Source organism: Nostoc sp. NMS2 (assembly GCF_017115105.1).
Classification (GTDB): domain Bacteria; phylum Cyanobacteriota; class Cyanobacteriia; order Cyanobacteriales; family Nostocaceae; genus Nostoc.
The window spans coordinates 69,050-87,612 of record NZ_JABXKH010000157.1; the positions used below are offsets into that span (position 1 = coordinate 69,050).

An 18,563-nucleotide genomic window follows, 5' to 3' on the forward strand; every position below is an offset into this window, starting at 1 on the left:
AGCGCTCTTTCAGTGCAAGGTATTGATCTGAGTTTCTGGTATTTCTATAAAATCAGTGACTTTGGCAAAATGTGTAATGTAAATGGCTACTGCTAATAAAATCTATAGTTTGGGGCGAAGAATTTATCGGTTTGCCAGAAGCATTAGCGGGGTTATTGCCCTGTTAGTAATTCTTTGGGGTTGTACTGCAAATGATTTTAACGCTGGAGCGATCGCATGGAAAACTTATAGCAACTCCCGTTATGGCTTTGAATTTCCATATCCGAGTAACTGGACTTCTTCAGCAGGCCCAGCAAATGGTGATGGAATTGCGTTTATTTCACCCCAAAACAAAACGGTGGAAATTCGCGGGTGGGCAAGTCAGCAGCTACTGGATTCGATTGTTACAGAGCAAGAGCCAGTGAAAAAGCTCAAACCCAACTTTCAAACCGCCCAAGGAGTATCTGGGGTGCTAGTTGTAGAAGTTGATCGAGGAATAGGTTCTATGACACTGACACTAACTCAGGATCAAGTAAAATACTGTTGGCAGGGACGAAGCAAGAGCCAAGAATTTCAAGATTACTATCGTTTGTTTTATTACATTGCCCAGCAGTATCGAATTTCAAAGTCTTGAGTTAGGACTGGGGTTTTTTGACCGATGCGAAACTCAAAACCTTTATATTCATGATATTTATCCACCTCTGACTTTTTCTTGCGATAATTCCCAAGGGGGACGCGCTCTCCACTGGTTAGTCAAAGGGGGATAGATGACATTCAAGCGGTTGGTTTTAATTTTTGTGCTAACGCCGATAGCAGTTCTGTTGGCAGTTTCGGCTTTATTCGGTAGTTGGCAAGAACCCCAGTTCCAAAGTCGCCTGGAACTGTACCAAACCAATATTGCTTTGCAGGCCCAAGCTTGGCAATCAGAAGATAGCAGTAATGACAATCTTCAGGGGATTCGGGAAGCGATACTTGGTGAGCAACCCCTAGAAAGCGCCACAAATCAATATCAGGAGGCGCGTCAGTCAGTTCAAGCGAATTTGGACAAAGTTAACAATAAACTTGCACAATTAGGCTCTCAATCTGAAATAACTCCCACACCTCCTAAACCTCTACCGGAAGTTCCTCCGACTACTAAAACCTCTAAACAGGGAAAGCAACAGTTACAGCAATCCCTTAAGCAATTACAAAAATTACTGGCTGAATTAGACCTGCGCCTGGGAATTTTACAAGCACAGCAAGGACAGACGGATACAGCCCTGAAAACTTGGAGCGAATTACAACAACGCTCAGATATCAATCCAGAGTTTGGGGAAACTGCCGTTGTATTAAGTGGACTGTGGAGCAATCCTCCCCGTCTGCTCCAAAATGCTCAAGAACGGATTCAGAAGAATTTAGAAGGTTGGTTTCGCTCTACTGCTTTGGTTCAGCTATACCAACTCCAACAACGACAAGACGCTTTATTAGCAGTAAAAGCTGCACAAAAAGAAACTGCTGCTCAAGCAGTGTTGAAATTAGGGGTTATTGGCACTATTCCTACCTTGGCGGCTTTAATTGGTCTAATATTGCTGATTTTATTATTTGCTCAACGCTTGTTGAAAGGAAAAGCCTCGTTGCTAGCTCAAAATGCTGATATTCCTTGGTCAACGCCTTGGGATGGTGAAACTGTTTTGCAGGTTTTTATTGTCGGCTTTTTCTTTATGGGGCAAATTTTTGTGCCCTTGGTGATATCGGTGCTACCCATCCCGCGTCCTATTGTTGATGTGCGACTTCAGGCGTTTTCTGTTTTGGTTAGTTACCTATTGGTAGCATTTGGTGCGCTGTTAGTGCTGTATTTTTCTCTCAAGCCGTTTTTTCCTTTACCGGAATTTTGGTTTCGCTTCCGTTTTCAAGATAACTGGTTTCTGTGGGGACTGGGGGGCTATTGTACGGCTTTACCTATAGTTGTGATGGTATCTTTAATCAATCAACAGTTATGGCAAGGACAGGGTGGTAGTAACCCCCTGCTGCAACTAGCCCTAGAAAGCCAAAATGGGGTAGCACTTGGTATATTTTTCTTTACAGCAGCGATCGCAGCCCCATTTTTTGAAGAAATTCTGTTTCGCGGCTTTTTGTTACCTTCTCTAACTCGTTACTTACCCGTGTGGGGCTCGATTCTGATCAGTAGTTTGTTGTTTGCGATCGCTCACCTCAGCTTGTCGGAAATTCTTCCCCTGACTGCATTGGGGATCGTTTTAGGGGTAGTTTACACGCGATCGCGCAACCTCCTTGCTCCTATGCTCCTCCACAGCCTTTGGAATAGTGGTACATTATTAAGTCTATTTGTTTTAGGTAGCAATTAATGCTTGAAACTACGGTTGCCAAAAATGCAAATATCTGATTTTATCTGCTTATGTAAGAACAATTTACTGGTTATAATTGGTTATAAGCATAAATACTAGCTGAAAAGCCAATTCAGATAATGCTGTTAACATAGACAACAAACTATCTAGTTAAGCATTTATTCTTATCCGGGTGATTTTAGCCAATAACTGATCTTGTAATTGGTGCAATGGCGTTTCACGACCACTGGAAGCGATGTCTACGAAGGTCACTGAGCGAAGTCGAAGTGCGGGCTACGCCTACGTCAAAAAAACCCGGAAATAATACTGATGAACTTGTAAAAAGTGGTATAGCAGTTTTTGGTGATTATTGAGATTTATTCTTCTCAATATCAATGTCTTACTTGAAAATCTGCAAAACTTCTGCACCAGGGTTTGCAGTCATCCAATCCACCAAAATTTATTAAGGAGCGCCAGATTTTCAAGCTATGCCGCAAGACATTTTAGCGTCTCCTCTAGAATAGAAGCACGCTGATTTTAGTCATTTTGGGGCTTACTTGTACTGAAGAAATTAAAAATCTATTTATTAAGCAAGTAAATGTATTTGCTTTGATTACAATAAAGACTTTATTTTTATATCTCACTTATCAAGGAGCAGCATTATATGTCAAATCTCAACCCCAGTCACCCTACCAAACAACTTCTAGCTGGTTACTGTGGCATTATTCTTGGAGGATTTGGGGTTCATAAATTTATTCTAGGATACGCTCCAGAAGGCTTTATCATGTTGGTGGTTTCTGTAGTTGCGGGTTCTTTCACCTACGGCATTGCCTTGTTAATTATGCAACTTGTAGGTTTAATTGAAGGCATGATCTATTTGAATAAGTCCCCTGAAGAATTTGTAAATACCTACTTTGTGAATAAGCAGGGCTGGTTCTAGTACAAGAAGGCAGTTATTGCTGGAGTCAGAAGGTAACACACGCTTCAAAGGGCTTTTGAGATCCCCCCTTTTGAATTTATTTTTATTGGTATGCTCATTTTCAAACCTAAACAGCTTAACTGGGCAATGTTCTTCTTGTTGGGCATAGGGTATTTCAGCGTTATGTCTCATTTGGAAATCAACTATTTCTTAAAAAGCCTGATTGTAATCATGCCAATGCAAGTGGTAGCAATTATCTATGTGACTTATTTACGCTGGAGTCGTCAGTGACCCTTAGCGAAGTATGATAAATTAAGAAATTTGATAGGGTTGACATACAGTCGTAGTTCCATATTTAGCCTACGCTCAAATTAGAGACGCTTTTAGTCAGGCGTTGAATTTCTGTAGCGAATCTAAACACTTGCCATGCAACTTGTCCCAAAAACTAAGCTAGCCCCAGAACTTGACCCAATCCTAGAGAAAATTATTCTTGATGTTGGGGGCATGAAGTGTGCTGGGTGTGTGAATGCGGTAGAACGACAGCTAACCCAACATCCAGGAGTCAAGAGTGCCTGTGTGAACCTGGCTACAGAGGTAGCAGTTGTAGAGTCAGAAACTGGTGCGGTAGATGCAGATGCACTAGCAGAGAGATTGACATCTGTTGGATTCCCAACTCAACCCCGAAAAGCTAGGGGCACAGTAGCAGGTGAGATATCTACTTTACCAGACCCAGCAGAACGACAACGCCGAGAAATGCGGTCTTCTGTAAAGCAGTTAGCGATCGCTGCAATGTTGCTGTTATTGTCGGGAAGTGGACATTTTGGTAATCTTGGTAGCTCAGTGCTGCCACTATTAAATAACATCTGGTTTCACTGTGGATTGGCGACAGTGGCGCTATTAATTCCCGGCCGCCCGATTTTAATAGATGGCTGGCTAGGCTGGCGGCGAAATGCGCCTAACATGAACACCCTGATCGGATTGGGAACGCTGACAGCCTACATTGCTAGTTTAGTAGCGCTGCTTTTTCCGCAAATGGGTTGGGAGTGCTTCTTTGATGAACCAGTGATGATGCTGGGCTTTATTCTTTTAGGAAGGACATTAGAGCAACAAGCTAGAGGTCGCGCTGCTGCTGCATTTAGAAAATTGCTAGCACTCCAGCCACAGGTAGCGCGATTGATTGCCAACCCAGAAAAAGCAGGAGTGGGATCTTCTAGTGTAGAGATTCCTGCCGAACAGGTGCGGGTTGGTGAATGGTTACAGGTGCTGCCTGGTGATAAAATCCCTGTCGATGGTGAAGTGGTGCTTGGTCAAACAACAGTCGATGAATCCATGTTGACTGGGGAAGCCGTGGCAGTAATTAAGCAACCGGGAGATGCGGTGACAGGGGGTACACTAAACCAGTCAGGAGCGATCGCTATTCAGACAACCCGGACTGGAAGTGATACAACTCTAGCTCAAATTGTCGCTTTAGTAGAAGCTGCCCAAACTCGGAAAGCCCCAGTACAGAAATTAGCCGATACAGTAGCTGGTTACTTTACCTACGGGGTATTAACAGCATCTTTATTAACATTTGTCTTTTGGTACTTTTTCGGCACTCACATTTGGACTGATATCACTATGTCTGGTGAGATGGAGATGATGAGCCATGCTCACAACTCCCCACTCCCCACTCCCCACTCCCCTCTATTAATCAGCTTAAAACTAGCGATCGCAGTTATGGTAGTCGCCTGTCCCTGTGCTTTAGGACTTGCTACCCCAACAGCTATTCTTGTTGGGACTGCTATGGGTGCAGAACGGGGTTTGTTAATCAAAGGCGGCGACGTTTTAGAAAAAGTACACAAGTTAGACACCGTAGTATTTGATAAAACTGGCACTCTGACCACAGGTAATCCCATTGTTACCGATTGTCTGTTAATTGGAGGAGATGAGGGAGTAAGCAAACATCATTATTCTTCCTCATCCCCCTCATCCCCTTACTCCCTAATCCAATTAGCAACAGCCGTAGAAAGTGGTACTCACCACCCTTTAGCAAAAGCGATTCAGCAAGAAGCACTGCGGCAACAGTTATCGATTCCAGAAGCTGTGGACTTTCACACGGAACCAGGATTAGGGGTATCTGCCGTGGTAGAGAACACAGTTGTACTTTTGGGTAACTGGGACTGGTTGAGTTGGCACGGTATTTCAATTAGTGAAACTGCACAACAGGTAGCACAGGATTTGGCAACAGATGGTAAAACAGTAGTTTGTGTAGCAGTTGGAGGAACTCTAGCCGGACTAATTGCTGTTTCTGATACCCTTAGACCAGATGCCCAATCCACTGTAGACAAATTGCGTCAGATGGGCTTACGGGTAATGTTGCTCAGTGGCGATCGCAAAGAAGCAGCTAACGCCATAGCCAAACAATTAGGATTAGACGGCGCTGATGTCATAGCAGGTGTTCCCCCAGCCAAAAAAGCCGCCGCAATCAAGTCTCTCCAGTTAGAAGGGACAAGGGGACAAGGGGGACAAGGGGGACAAGGAGACAAGGCTACAAAGAAAACTCCTCACTCCTCACTCCTCACTCAGCAGTCCGTTGTAGCAATGGTAGGAGATGGAATCAATGATGCTCCAGCTTTATCCCAAGCAGATGTAGGAATTGCTTTACACTCCGGGACAGATGTGGCAATGGAAACTGCTGAAATTGTCCTAATGCGCGATCGCTTAAACGATGTAGTCGAATCTATTCAGCTTAGTCGCGCCACCTTCAACAAAATCCGCCAAAATTTATTCTGGGCTTTTGCATATAATACAGTTGGCATTCCTTTAGCAGCAGGTGTTTTGTTCCCTAGTCTGGGTTTTGTCCTTAACCCATCTGGCGCTGCTGCATTAATGGCTTTTAGCTCTGTTAGCGTCGTCACAAACTCAATATTATTACGACGATTAGCTCGTCACTCGTAGAATACTTTCTTGCACCTAAAATTTCCCATCACAAATCTTAGTTATTGAACAGAATTCAGGAGTCAGGACGGGCTAAACGCCCCTTCTGAATTCTTCTTCAATCCCATCTCAACTTAACAATTTGTAATTCGTAATTATTTGTTAAACTGAGTTGACACTAAGGTTTTAGGCAGATCGCAAAGCCTGTTAAGACACCTACAAAAGCTATCATAGCTACTGGAGTAGAACGACCAAGTTCTACTCTTTCAAGGTATTATGCAACTTTAAAGCTTATTTAGATCAGCACCACAGACTGACGGTGCGCGAAAATGGCAAAATACGATACGAAACAAATCTTGTTAAATCACATTTCCACCGATTTGTCAATGGCAGCAGAAACCAATGAAAACCATCTACTGATTATTGAAGACGATCAAGGTCGCAAAGAATTTTCTCTAGAGCAACCCGTCTACTCTATCGGTAGAGACCGCGAGTGTAATATCCGTTTGATGTCGCAGTTTGTCTCCCGCCGCCATGCCACATTAGTGAGATTGCCACGAGAGCATAATAGTCATAGCTACTATTACCGGATTGTAGATGGCGATGCCAAAGGTAAGGCTAGTTCTAACGGTTTGATGATTAATGGACGTAAGATACCAAACCACGATCTTAGAAATGAAGACGAGATCGTTTTTGGCCCTCAAGTTCGTGCCATTTATTACCTTTTAAAAAACACTCAACGTTTGGGACAAACGGATTCGAGCGAGTACGACATTACACTAATAAACCCCGGTATGGCCGAGGATTTAGAGGATCTGGGAGATTGAATTATAACTACCAATCACAGTTTGACACTCTCACGGCTTTAAGGCGTAAGAGTGTCAATTAAATTACCAAAGCTATCCTGCAAGACTTTCAATCAAATGCCAATGGCGGCTACTTTCAATAGCCTGCTTGATGAATTCAAACATTTGTCGGCAATAATTATCTAGGTGGAGAGGTAGTTCTTCATTTTTAATCACAATACTCATCCGGGTTTCTGTTTCAGTAGATTTTGATTTATCAATCAGTACTTCTACTGTGATCAATTTAGGAAAAGGAACATTACCAGGAATTTGACGAGCGATAATGTAATCGCCCATGTTGTATTGAATATCCAACTGGCAGTCCTGTAGAAGTTCTACAAGTAACGGCAACAGATGGTCACTAGCAACAGAAACAATAAACGAACAGGTATAGCGAGCCATAATAGCCCCACGCCTTGTAACACTCCGTCCATCCTATAATACCGAAGCATCTAAACGGAAAGTCATTCAAAAAGCAAAGTTTTTGAGTTTTGAGATTAGGCATCACCACGGAGGCAGAGGGGAAGGGGGCGGGGAGCGGGGGGAGCAAGCCCAATACTCTGCGACAAGCGTTGCGGAACATGGGTTTGAAGCTCCGTCCTTCCAGGACGCTTGGGCTGGAGCGGAGTACAAGCTCCGTCTCAGTTTTTCCCCCTGCTCCCCTACCTCTTTTGACCAGATATACATCTGACTCCCGCAAAACTACACGCTGTAGGGGTAATTAATGAATTGCCCCTACTTTAGAATCAGGGTTTTGGCTATTATTTGCGTCTGATACAGTTGCATCTGTTCTATCCACAAAGAAAGTGCTGTAGGCTAAAAGTTTGATCAAAAACTTTACAATAAAAGTTTGGCTGAGGTAGAAAATGAATGAAAGTAGCAATTACTGGAGCAACAGGATTTGTCGGTAGTCTTTTGGTACAAAGACTCCACACAGAAGGTCATAAAATAGTAGTATTAACTCGGAACACCGCTTTTGCTCAAAAGGTTTTTCCATCGGAGGCTTTCCCGAATGTAGAAATTGTTGCCTATACACCAAATACATCTGGTTCTTGGCAAAGTGTCATAGGTAGTTGTGATGGCGTAGTTAATCTGGCAGGAGAACCCATCGGTGAAGGACGCTGGACACCAGAACGCAAACAAGAAATCCTCAATAGCCGAAAGTTAGGCACACAAAAAATAGTTGAAGCAATAGCCAACGCTAACCCCAAAACGGCAGTCGCTACAACGGGGAGCCACCCCCTTGCGGAGGTTCCCTCCGTTGGGGGGAGTGGCGTGGGAACCCCCGCAACGCGCTGCCTCCCAACTGTGTTAATCAATGCTTCGGCTATTGGCTACTACGGCACTAGCGAAACGGCAAACTTTGATGAAACAAGCCTAGCTGGTAACGATTTTCTTGCCCAGGTCTGCCAAGCCTGGGAAGCAGAGGCGATAAAGGTAAAAGATGCTGGTGTACGGCTGGTAATTCTGCGTTTTGGGATTGTTCTGGGCAATGGTGGGGCTTTAGGTAAAATGATTCCGCCTTTTAAACTCTTCGCTGGTGGCCCTATTGGCAGTGGTCGGCAGTGGTTCTCATGGATTCACGTAGACGATTTAGTTAACCTGATTCTGCAAGCTTTAACTAAACCGGAAATAGAAGGCGTATACAATGCCACTGCACCTAACCCAGTCCGAATGGCAGATTTAAGTCAAACTTTGGGACAAGTGATGAATCGCCCTTCTTGGTTGCCTGTTCCTGCTTTTGCGATCGAAGCTCTTTTAGGAGACGGGGCTATAGTAGTTTTAGAAGGTCAACAAGTCCTTCCTAAGCGCACCGTGGAAACAGGATTTGAGTACAAATATCCTAATTTACAGTCAGCACTAAGACAAATTCTTACGTAGAGTCAAAGGGAATGGGGAAGAGGCAAGGGAGCAGGGAGCAGGGAGCAAGGGAGAATCGTTTTCTCCTCAGCAAGAGCAGCACCCCGTCCCTCTGCCTCTTTTCAATCTCCAATCCCCAATCGCTTTATTCTTGACTAGAGAGAAACTTTTTGGAAACCCAACTGATAATACCACTGAGAATTGCACCGCCCATGAGGATTCCGATCGCTGGGTTAAATACGGGTTGCCAAAGTTGATGCCACAAATCCAAACCCAAATTTACTCCCACAGAATCACCGATCGCAGCGATCGCTAACCAGACAAAGCCAAACAAAACCAAAAAAACATCTGCGACTAAAACTGTGTTTAGCCAATTTAACAATTTATCTTTCATGATTGGAATGGGGAATGGGGAATGGGGGAGATGAAGGAGATGAGGAAGATGAGGGAGACAAGGGGAATTATTGAACAAGCTTGTCTCTTCCCAATGCCCAATGCCCAATCCCCCATTCCCCACCCTCTACTCTTCAAACAGCCAATTTTTGACTTTTTTCAAACTCTGCCAATCTGGTTTTCTAGTTAAACCGTCTTCAATACTATTTTTTATTTCATCCTGCCACTCTTCATTGACAAAAATTAGCTGCTGTGCTATGTCAATATGTTCTCGTAAACCTTTTTGACCTGTTTCCAGCATTGCTAAGGCGATATTGACTCTAGCTTGTGGGTCTTGTGGGTTTAACTTGACTGCCTTCTGTGCAGCTTTGTAAGCCAAGTTGGGTTTGTTATCGAGTAGATACAACCACGCCAAACAGATCCAAGCAGCACTCGTTTTAGGAGCGCGATCGCACACTTCTTTAAATACAGGGATTAAAGAATCTACCGTTTCTCCTGCTTTATAGCGTTCTAAACCTGTATCAAACAGGGATTCAACTGTATTAGTCATTGGTCATTTGTCATTGGTCATTGGTCATTGGTCATTGGTCATTGGTCATTGGCATTGGTCATTGGCATTGGTCATTAAATGAATAACAGACAAAGGACAAAGGACTAATGACAAAGGACTAATGACAAATGACAATATTACACCCCAAATGACTTGCCGCAACCGCAAGTTTGGTTGGCATTAGGGTTAGTAAATTGAAAGCCACCACCAATCATGGCATCGCTGTAATCGAGCATTAAACCGTAGAGATATAAAAGACTCTTGCGATCGCTGACAATTTTGAAGCCATCATAGTCAAAAACTTCATCCTGCGGGGTGATCTTGCTAGTGTCTTCAAAGTCCATCATGTAAGACATCCCAGAACAACCACCCTGACGGACTCCTACCCGTAAGCAGAAGTCTGTGCCTTGCCTGTCCCGGAGGGATTTTACCTGGTGCAATGCGGCTTCGCTCAACAGAATTCCGCGTTGTTGAGACTGAATTGTTTGTGTCATCTGCTTTTTTAACTCCTTAATTAGTCTAAGTTTTACCCGATATCGGCTGGTTAATGCCTCTGGGTTGCCCTTGGTGTTTTTGTATTCATTCTAGCGGTTTGGATGTCGTTAGATGCCAAATTGTAAACACTCCGTTAAAAGCGGCCAAAGATTTTTATCCTAGAATTGAGAGACTCAGTGTGTTTAGAGATTCGGTATTTTTGGAGTTCAAGCATGGCTTGTCTGAGAAGCAACTATCTTTCAGGTGCAGCCATAAAAACCTAATCCGAGGCTAGCTATTCCCCAAAGTTTACTTCCAAATTGCTTCTTTTGATTAACTTACTCTATGACAAGTTTTAATCGCTCTACCAGTCGTCGCTTGAAGAAATTAACTCAAATTCCTTCTGTATGGGAGGGCGATCGCCGTCCGTTGTCATCACCAAACCAGCACTCAGACTCTGACGAAAAGGGAGAATGCATTCTTTGGGTAGATTACTCCCAAGGTGTTGTCAGAGGAATGGACGTGGTAGCTTCAGATGTTGGCCCAGAAGCAATAGTTCGTACCTTAATGCGAGCAATGGAGCATCCCCACAGTCCGGCAAGACCTGCCAGACCCCAAAGAATTGTAGTCAAAGACCGCGAGATCCAATTTTACCTGCGGGGAGTACTGCAAGACTTGGATATTGCCATTGACTACGCACCAGAACTGCCTTTAATTGACGAACTATTTCGCGGGTTCGCTGACATCCTCGATAGTCAAACCCCTGACTTACCCCCACAGTATGCACAAATCTTGCGAGAGAAAGCATTTGCTATTTGGCAAGCAGCACCTTGGGAATTTTTGGAAGAACAGCAAATTTTGTCAATTGAGATTAATAAGTGGGATGTTGGCACAATCTACGCCTCAGTCATGGGAATGCTGGGAATGGAGTATGGGATTTTGTTTTATCGCTCAGAAGAGTCTTTAAAACAGTTTCGCACCGCAGTTTTACAAGATGAAGACTCAACGGAGCATCTAGAAGAAGCTTTCCTCAAGCAAGATTGCTTGTTTCTTACCTTTGAGAGTACTGATGAAGACGAAGATGAAGACGAAGACGAAGAAAATGATTTGGCGGATCTGCCATTATCAGAAATTGACCCCACTTTCGGTAATATCCATCCTTTAGAGGGACTGCGATCTGTTTTGTATGACGAAGAAGCACTGGTAATCTTTGTTGCGATCGAAAGTCTGATCCGCTTTATTCGCGATCACCGTCGCCATTTACATGAAGATATTTTTCCTACCCTCAGCCGTCGCTATCGCATTTCTCTGCCGCAGTCTGAAGAATCAACTAAATCTGTGGCTGTGACAGTCTCTACTATGCCGCAGTTAGCAGCAGAATTAGAGGAAATGGCTGGCTTTGGTAACGATGATGAGGAAATTGACAATCTTGACTTGGCAAATTTTCAATCATTGCAAGATGACTTGATACCAGAAGACTCTTTCCTCAGCTTAGGTGTAGTGTCCTGGGATATGTTGGATCACCTCCGTAAGGGGGTAACTTACCATCAGGCTGGTGAAATCAAACAAGTGGGTGACGGTTTGCCGGTGATTTTAATTCAAACTTCCCGGCCCAAGGCTAAGACTGTAATTGAAAGAATTGAAGCAGCAGGCGGACTGAGAGCGATTTGCTTTAATCCAGGTGCCGATCCTTTCGATGGCGATCGCTATGACCTCGGTTTGTTGCAAACTCAAAATGGTGAATTGTTCCTATTTGGTGAATTTTTAGATGAAGATCCTATTCATGTAGAAGCCCGGAAAAAATGGAATCAACGCTGTAAAAATACAAAGGGCTACTGTGGTTTAATCATCGCTAAAGGACTAACAGGAGCTTCCCGTGGCAATCCTCAATTACGGGATATGATGGCTTTGTTTGAAACGCGATCGCTTTCACCGAAAGATTTAGGTATTGGCACTCTCCAACTCATGCCCCAACTAAAATTGGAATAGTTGCATTCATGGCCGTAATCCTTAATGTCAGATTACGGCTATAAGAAATTAAGTTGATATGTATTTGATTCGCATATTGACCAAATTCAGCGCTGAGGAGTTAGTGGTATTACTAAGTGCTGAGTCAAATCCCGAATACTTAGCCTTGACGCACCTAGTACGCCACTGCGGAAGTTTATCTACTTCGACAAGATAATTGATTTTTCCCTAAGTTTTGTTAATTGAGATGTTAGCTGCATTTCTGCCAAGCTGTACTAGTAAATATCCCAGGATGGCAGCTAACTTTACCTAAATTTCATGAAGTATGTGTATTCTCATAGTTTTTAAGTAATTTAATCTTGATATTTACTAGTATAAATAATTACAACTTACTAGTTAATTATTTACGAAGTTGGGTTTAATCAAACTTAGCCGACGCACTTAAATATCAGAATCTTTTTTTTACAACTTTTTCAGCTTAAGAGGTTGTTCTATATCAATATCATTAAGCAAAAGCTTATATTTATCTCTTTCTATTTGTAAGTTTTTTATAAAGTGTAAAACTGAGTTGGTTTAGTGTCTAAATAAAGTTTATCTAAAGCCCATAAATCATGGCTATAATGAATACACTCAACAAAAATATTGAAGTGCAAAATTATTTTTATGGTTACATTTACCAATAAATAGGGATTTTATCCCAAGACTTTTTTAGCAGTATTTTTTCTCTGAGCTTAGATATGAAAAAGCAGTTTAAAGCAAGTTTTTTAGCGTATTAATTGGCTAAAAACAATTTTTATCACCTCAAGATAGGTGAATACGATGAGTTAAGACAATACTGGCTTTCAAACAAATTATATCGCTAGAGGGAAGAGAAAAAATATCTAAGATTTCATCATATATTTCCGTGGACTTAGTGTAAAAAAATGAAACAAAACTAAAATATTATCATCGGCGACAGTCAAATAGCACCACATCTATTCTGGGTAATTTTCCTGAGTAAAATTACAGATAGCACTGTTAAAATTTACCAGAAAACTTGGCTTTTTATACTCAGTTATCTGAGTCTTATACCCTTGTTTATGACTACAACATTAGCACGGTAAAGCAATCAGATTAATTGCAATAAGCCAAAAGTCCTAACCGTTTAAGTCGCTCTTAGCTTATTGGTTACAACAATGTGTACAGATGGACGTTTGCTCTAGAGCGATCGCTTATTTGCCTACTTTTAAGTGATTGTTCACGAACTGTATATGTCACCGCAACCCGGCTGTAGGACAGCATTTCAGCCTGACAATGATTCTAAAGTTTTATTTTCATCTGTTATACCAGATGTTCTCACCAAGTGGGTTTGGCGAACTTGGTTAAGATAGAAGGTCAAATTATGTCAATGGGGAATAATTTTGAAAATCTTGATTGAGTCAGCAGTAGGTTTCTCAAATTCATTTATAAAAGTTAATTGTCAAGCTTTACTGATGCTATTAGCAGGGTTATTATCCTCAGAAGGAACTATATGCTGTTTTTGCTGTCAAAATAGTAACAAATAAAGTGTAGTTTGTTGATTTCTTTAGAAAATTATGAATCTTTTGACAAAACGAAAATTTTTAATATTAATGGTATTACTTGTTTCCTGAGACAAATTCTGATAACCTTATCGGTTCCCTCTTTAACTTAGACTCTTTCGACAATCTCAATATACAGCAGATAGCATGATAATGACAAATAAAAAATGGGCCGTTAAACGCATAACAGTTAATCTCGCAACACAGGAAGCGGAAAAACTAGAAAAATATTGTCAACAAACAGGTAGACCTGCAACCGATGTGATTCGTGAACTGATTAGAAGTTTGCCTATATCGGACGACGGCAAAGATGTAAACAAATAAGAACAGACTTTCACTACTTACTAGATATCTGCTTTGCGACCAAGAAAATAGCTTTGATACTTTTTTGAGTGCGCCGCAATGGACAATAATTTGTCTAGCCGATACAGGCGCGTTTTTCTCGCGTCTGGTCAATTACCGGGACTAAAAGAAGTAATCAAAGAGATTTTAGTATCGACATTGCCTGCCTTGATATGCTGGTATTGATATTAAGTAGCAAATTCCGACACCAACCCAGTTACAATCTGTAAAGAAACTGAAAAGGAACGACGGAATGCGTGTTGCAATTGTAGGTGCGGGACTGGCTGGACTAGCAACCGCAGTGGATCTAGCTGATGCTGGTTGTGAAATAGAGATTTTTGAATCTCGTCCGTTTGTGGGTGGTAAAGTTGGGAGTTGGGTTGATGGAGATGGCAACCATCTAGAAATGGGGTTGCATGTATTTTTTGGGTGCTACTATCAACTATTTGACTTGATGAAGAAAGTGGGGGTGTTAGAAAACTTACGCCTCAAGGAACATACCCACACTTTTATTAATAAAGGGGGCCAGACTGGTGGTTTGGATTTTCGCTTTTTCACAGGTGCGCCTTTTAATGGCTTAAAGGCATTTTTCACGACTTCCCAACTATCGTTGCAGGATAAATTGCAAAATGCGATCGCTTTGGGCACTAGTCCCATAGTTCGCGGATTGGTAGACTTTAACGGGGCGATGAAAACCATCCGCAACTTGGATAAAATTAGCTTTGCCGATTGGTTTCGCAGTCATGGTGGAAGTAATGGCAGCATCAAACGCTTATGGAATCCCATCGCTTACGCATTGGGATTTATTGATTGCGAAAATATGTCTGCCCGTTGTATGTTGACGATATTCCAGTTATTTGCAGTCAGAACTGAAGCTTCAGTTTTGCGAATGCTAGAAGGTTCTCCATCTGAGTATTTACACAAGCCCATTTTGGAATATTTAGAAGCCAGAGGCACTAAAGTTTATACACGTCGGCAAGTGCGGGAAATTCAGTTTGCATCAGGGGAACAAACCCGCGTCACTGGTATAGTAGTTGCCCAAGGTGAGGCAGTAGAAACTATCACTGCTGATGCTTACGTTTTTGCCTGTGATGTTCCAGGAATTCAACGTATCCTACCCCAAGAATGGCGTAAGTGGTCAGAATTTGACAATATTTACAAACTGGATGCAGTACCAGTGGCTACAGTGCAGTTACGCTTCGATGGTTGGGTAACAGAACTGAACGATGAAGAGCAACGTAAACAGCTAAATCACGCGGCTGGAATCGATAATTTACTGTACACAGCCGATGCTGACTTTTCTTGTTTTGCTGATTTAGCGTTGACTAGCCCTGCTGATTATTATCGCCCAGGACAGGGGTCTTTGTTACAACTAGTGCTGACACCGGGAGATCCGTTTATTGCACAAAGTAATGAAGCGATCGCACAGCATGTCCTCAAGCAAGTCCATGAACTGTTTCCCTCGTCGCGGGAGCTAAATATGACTTGGTATAGCGTGGTAAAACTTGCTCAGTCTCTTTACCGAGAAGCGCCAGGGATGGATGCGTACCGTCCCAACCAAAAAACACCAGTAGATAATTTCTTCCTTGCAGGGAGTTATACTCAGCAAGACTACATCGACAGCATGGAAGGAGCAACTATTTCTGGACGGCGGGCGGCAAAAGTGATTTTGGAGAGTTTGAAGAGATAACGAACCGCAAAGGGCGCAAAGGGCGCGAAGGAAGAGAGAATGTCAGATTGGTTAGAGCATACTGTGCAGGTAGAAGTAGAGGCTCCCATAGATTTAGTATGGAGCCTCTGGTCTGATTTGGAGCAAATGCCCCGGTGGATGAAGTGGATTGATTCGGTGAAAATTCCGCCAGATAATCCAGATATATCTCTTTGGAAATTAAAGACCGGCAGTTTGGAATTTAATTGGCAATCCCGAATTCTCAAAGTTATTCCCAACCAAATTATCCAATGGGAATCGATTGATGGTTTACCGAATCAGGGAGCGATTCGCTTTTACGATCGCCACGATAGTAGCATTGTCAAAATGAGTATTTCCTACGCTATCCCCGGCATTCTTGGCAAAATTATGGATAACTTATTTTTAGGGCGGATAGTTGAATCAACAATTCAAGCTGATTTGGAAAGGTTTAAAGAATACGCGCTGAATGTTAAATCTAGTTAAGCATAGATGGACTTTGTTAATAGGAAGTTTCCTTATATTGTGCTAAAGCTGCGGGAACTTAAGACCCGAAACTATGCAGCATTATAAACTGTTGGTTCTGGAAGTGAATCACCCGTAGCTTCGTAAGCCATAATAAGAGACTCTAAGGCTTCAATTCCATTTTCCACAGCTAACTCGTAATTATCCCCATGAGTCCGCCAGTGTTGTCCTGGAAAATCAGGGAATCCTACTAAAGTAGCAATCATCTTCATCAGACCATTGAATAAGCATTTGGTACTTCAGCTTACTCATCTTCTTTCTTCTCCTCTAATTAAAGCCAGTCTACCCACACCTTAAATAACTACCAAACGAGAAATTAAGGGTTTCAATAATTTTACAGGGTAGTAAATAATTACTACCAAGTAGGATCGCTAAACAAATTAATCGTCAATTCCTGGCGTGGCGGTACTGCGGTGATACAAGCGCGGATGATTTCTCCATCCTCTAATTCGACGGTGCAAGCGTGACAAGACCCCATTAGGCAACCGGTGGGAATAAATACTCCAGCCCGGTCTGCTACATCTAAGAGCGCTTCTCCAACTTCGGCATCTACTGTCACATCATCTGGTAAAAAGTGGACACGAACAATCATTAGATAATAATTCGTAATTCGTAATTAAGAGAGTCTCAAAGTGAGATCAGAGCCTAGTTTAAGACAAAAATGGAGTTAAGTCTAAATGGCTTTCTACTTCAGTGGCTAGGGAGTCCAAAATCTGCTCCCTCTGTTCTCGGTAGTTAGCAACGCCGGTGGGCAAAGATTTTAAACCGCGCTGTTGACGGAGGCGATTTAACCAAGCGCGTCGCCAAGGGCCGTTGTCAAAAAGCCCGTGGAGGTAACTTCCCCACACCGATTGACAACTATCCACTAATCCTAAATTAATATCGTCAAATAAGGCATGGTAAGATTGAGGGTCTATTCCTTGCTGTTCGATGCGCGATCGCCCTTGGTGAATTTCAAAGCCATTGACTGGCAAACCCTGTTGTGGATAATTTGAGCTAACTTGGCGCTGGCGGGCGATTTTTTGTCCGGTAATTACGGTTCTAATTGGTAAAAGATTTAACCCCTGATATCTGCCAGCTTGTCCCTCTATCCCTTCTGGATCGGCGATGATTTGACCGAGCATTTGATAGCCACCGCAGATACCTAAAACGGTTCCGCCAGAAGCAGCATAGTGTTGGATAGCTTCTGCCATACCGCTTTTTTGCAGCAGTAGTAAATCAGCAATTGTGGTCTTTGTGCCTGGAATAATTACGGCATCTGGATGTCCCAAATCATGCTTGGGACTGAGGTATTTTACTGAAACTGTGCTTTCTGATTCCAGTGGGTCAAAGTCGGTGAAATTAGCAATTCTTGGTAAGCGGATGACGGCAATGTTGAGGTCTGTTTGGGCTTTACTTGACGACGATTGACGTTCTAGTAAATCAAGGGAGTCTTCGGTTGAAAACACGTCTTGCAAGTAGGGTATAACACCGATAACAGGAATACCTGTGCGTTCTTCTAACCATTTTATCCCCGGATCTAGGAGCGATCGCTGTCCTCGAAATTTGTTAATTACTACACCCTTAATTAGAGCGCGTTCATCTGGTTCCAATAACTCTAAGGTTCCTACCACATGGGCAAAAGCACCACCCCGATCGATATCAACTACTAACATCGTTGGTGCATTCAAATATTTTGCCACCCGCATGTTAGTTAAATCGCGGTGCTTGAGGTTAATTTCTGCTGGACTACCAGCACCTTCACAAACCAGTAAGTCAAATTCTGTTCCTAAATGCTGTAGCGATTCTTCAATTGTCCGCCACCCCAGTTCAAAATATTGCTCGTAGTAATCTGAGGCACTTACTTTCCCTACAGACCTACCTTTGATAATTACTTGGGAAGTCATATCCCCTTGAGGTTTGAGTAAAATTGGGTTCATTTCTACCCAAGGCACGACTCCTGCCGCCCAAGCTTGCACTGCTTGGGCATAGCCAATTTCTCCACCACTGGCAGTAACATAAGCATTTAAAGCCATATTTTGACCCTTAAAGGGAGCCACCCGCCAGCCACGCCGCGACAGAATGCGACAAATAGCTGTAGTTAAAAGTGATTTCCCTGCATGGGATGTTGTCCCCACCACCATAATTGATTTCATAGTTGCTATTAGTTAGTTTTTCAAGATACTTGGGAATTGGGCACTTGTACTGAGCGACTTGTGCCGAGCCTGTCCTGAGCGTAGCCGAAG

At 42.8% G+C, this 18,563-nt stretch carries 17 protein-coding genes and 1 pseudogene; 11 read left to right on the forward strand and 7 right to left on the reverse strand.

The features are described from left to right. The first annotated feature begins 82 nt into the window (after positions 1–82). The 6 genes from HWQ36_RS28360 (at position 83) to HWQ36_RS28385 (ending at position 6,962) form a co-directional block, all read left to right on the forward strand. Positions 83–613: a hypothetical protein gene (locus HWQ36_RS28360; RefSeq protein ID WP_292709033.1), complete on the forward strand. Its 531-nt coding sequence runs from the start codon at positions 83–85 to the stop codon at positions 611–613. 133 nt (positions 614–746) lie between these two features. After that, the gene (locus HWQ36_RS28365) at positions 747–2,321 is read left to right on the forward strand and encodes a type II CAAX endopeptidase family protein (protein ID WP_292709035.1); all 1,575 of its coding nucleotides are present in this window, start codon (positions 747–749) and stop codon (positions 2,319–2,321) included. A gap of 643 nt (positions 2,322–2,964) precedes the next feature. Beyond that, a complete protein-coding gene (locus tag HWQ36_RS28370; RefSeq protein WP_114084755.1) occupies positions 2,965–3,240 on the forward strand; it encodes an NINE protein in 276 nt (91 codons plus the stop codon). A gap of 90 nt (positions 3,241–3,330) precedes the next feature. Next, positions 3,331–3,510 carry a hypothetical protein gene (locus tag HWQ36_RS28375; RefSeq protein ID WP_292709038.1) on the forward strand — a complete coding sequence of 60 codons (180 nt, stop codon included), beginning with the start codon at positions 3,331–3,333 and terminating at the stop codon, positions 3,508–3,510. Between the two features lie 135 nt (positions 3,511–3,645). Further along, on the forward strand, positions 3,646–6,156 hold the full coding sequence (locus tag HWQ36_RS28380) for a heavy metal translocating P-type ATPase (RefSeq protein ID WP_292709040.1): 2,511 nt from the start codon (positions 3,646–3,648) through the stop codon (positions 6,154–6,156). A gap of 308 nt (positions 6,157–6,464) precedes the next feature. After that, a complete protein-coding gene (locus HWQ36_RS28385; RefSeq protein WP_114084752.1) occupies positions 6,465–6,962 on the forward strand; it encodes an FHA domain-containing protein in 498 nt (165 codons plus the stop codon). 72 nt (positions 6,963–7,034) lie between these two features. On the opposite strand, the gene HWQ36_RS28390 is transcribed toward HWQ36_RS28385, so the two are convergent. Further along, complete coding sequence (locus tag HWQ36_RS28390) at positions 7,035–7,382, reverse strand: hypothetical protein (protein WP_292709042.1); 348 nt, start codon at positions 7,380–7,382, stop codon at positions 7,035–7,037. A gap of 468 nt (positions 7,383–7,850) precedes the next feature. Between HWQ36_RS28390 and HWQ36_RS28395 the strand changes: the two genes are divergently transcribed. After that, positions 7,851–8,861 (forward strand): TIGR01777 family oxidoreductase, encoded by a 1,011-nt coding sequence (locus HWQ36_RS28395; protein ID WP_292709044.1) that lies wholly within the window; start codon positions 7,851–7,853, stop codon positions 8,859–8,861. A gap of 124 nt (positions 8,862–8,985) precedes the next feature. Here the strand turns inward: HWQ36_RS28395 and HWQ36_RS28400 are convergent, their stop codons facing one another. From HWQ36_RS28400 to HWQ36_RS28410, 3 genes are all read right to left on the reverse strand, one after another. Continuing rightward, entirely contained in the window at positions 8,986–9,234 is a 249-nt protein-coding gene (locus tag HWQ36_RS28400) for a hypothetical protein (RefSeq protein ID WP_012407305.1), read from the reverse strand. Positions 9,235–9,360: 126 nt separating this feature from the next. After that, positions 9,361–9,783, reverse strand: a complete 423-nt coding sequence (locus HWQ36_RS28405) for a hypothetical protein (protein ID WP_292709047.1) — start codon at positions 9,781–9,783, stop codon at positions 9,361–9,363. Between the two features lie 137 nt (positions 9,784–9,920). Next, positions 9,921–10,277, reverse strand: a complete 357-nt coding sequence (locus HWQ36_RS28410) for an iron-sulfur cluster assembly accessory protein (RefSeq protein WP_292709049.1) — start codon at positions 10,275–10,277, stop codon at positions 9,921–9,923. A gap of 325 nt (positions 10,278–10,602) precedes the next feature. On the opposite strand from HWQ36_RS28410, the gene HWQ36_RS28415 reads away from it, so the two are divergent. The 4 genes from HWQ36_RS28415 (at position 10,603) to HWQ36_RS28430 (ending at position 16,299) form a co-directional block, all read left to right on the forward strand. Further along, complete coding sequence (locus HWQ36_RS28415; protein ID WP_292709051.1) at positions 10,603–12,246, forward strand: hypothetical protein; 1,644 nt, start codon at positions 10,603–10,605, stop codon at positions 12,244–12,246. 1,685 nt (positions 12,247–13,931) lie between these two features. Continuing rightward, positions 13,932–14,108, forward strand: coding sequence for a CopG family transcriptional regulator (locus tag HWQ36_RS28420; protein ID WP_181154351.1), 177 nt, complete (start codon positions 13,932–13,934; stop codon positions 14,106–14,108). Between the two features lie 271 nt (positions 14,109–14,379). Continuing rightward, positions 14,380–15,816, forward strand: a complete 1,437-nt coding sequence (gene zds, locus HWQ36_RS28425; protein ID WP_292709056.1) for a 9,9'-di-cis-zeta-carotene desaturase — start codon at positions 14,380–14,382, stop codon at positions 15,814–15,816. Positions 15,817–15,855: 39 nt separating this feature from the next. Next, complete coding sequence (locus HWQ36_RS28430; protein WP_292709058.1) at positions 15,856–16,299, forward strand: SRPBCC family protein; 444 nt, start codon at positions 15,856–15,858, stop codon at positions 16,297–16,299. A 71-nt stretch (positions 16,300–16,370) separates the two neighbouring features. Here the strand turns inward: HWQ36_RS28430 and HWQ36_RS28435 are convergent. The 3 genes and pseudogenes from HWQ36_RS28435 to cobQ form a co-directional block, all read right to left on the reverse strand. Then, positions 16,371–16,590, reverse strand: a pseudogene (locus tag HWQ36_RS28435) (type II toxin-antitoxin system HicB family antitoxin). A 103-nt stretch (positions 16,591–16,693) separates the two neighbouring features. Next, complete coding sequence (locus HWQ36_RS28440) at positions 16,694–16,930, reverse strand: 2Fe-2S iron-sulfur cluster-binding protein (protein WP_292709060.1); 237 nt, start codon at positions 16,928–16,930, stop codon at positions 16,694–16,696. Positions 16,931–16,988: 58 nt separating this feature from the next. After that, entirely contained in the window at positions 16,989–18,473 is a 1,485-nt protein-coding gene (gene cobQ / locus HWQ36_RS28445; protein WP_292709062.1) for a cobyric acid synthase CobQ, read from the reverse strand. Positions 18,474–18,563: the final 90 nt, after the last annotated feature.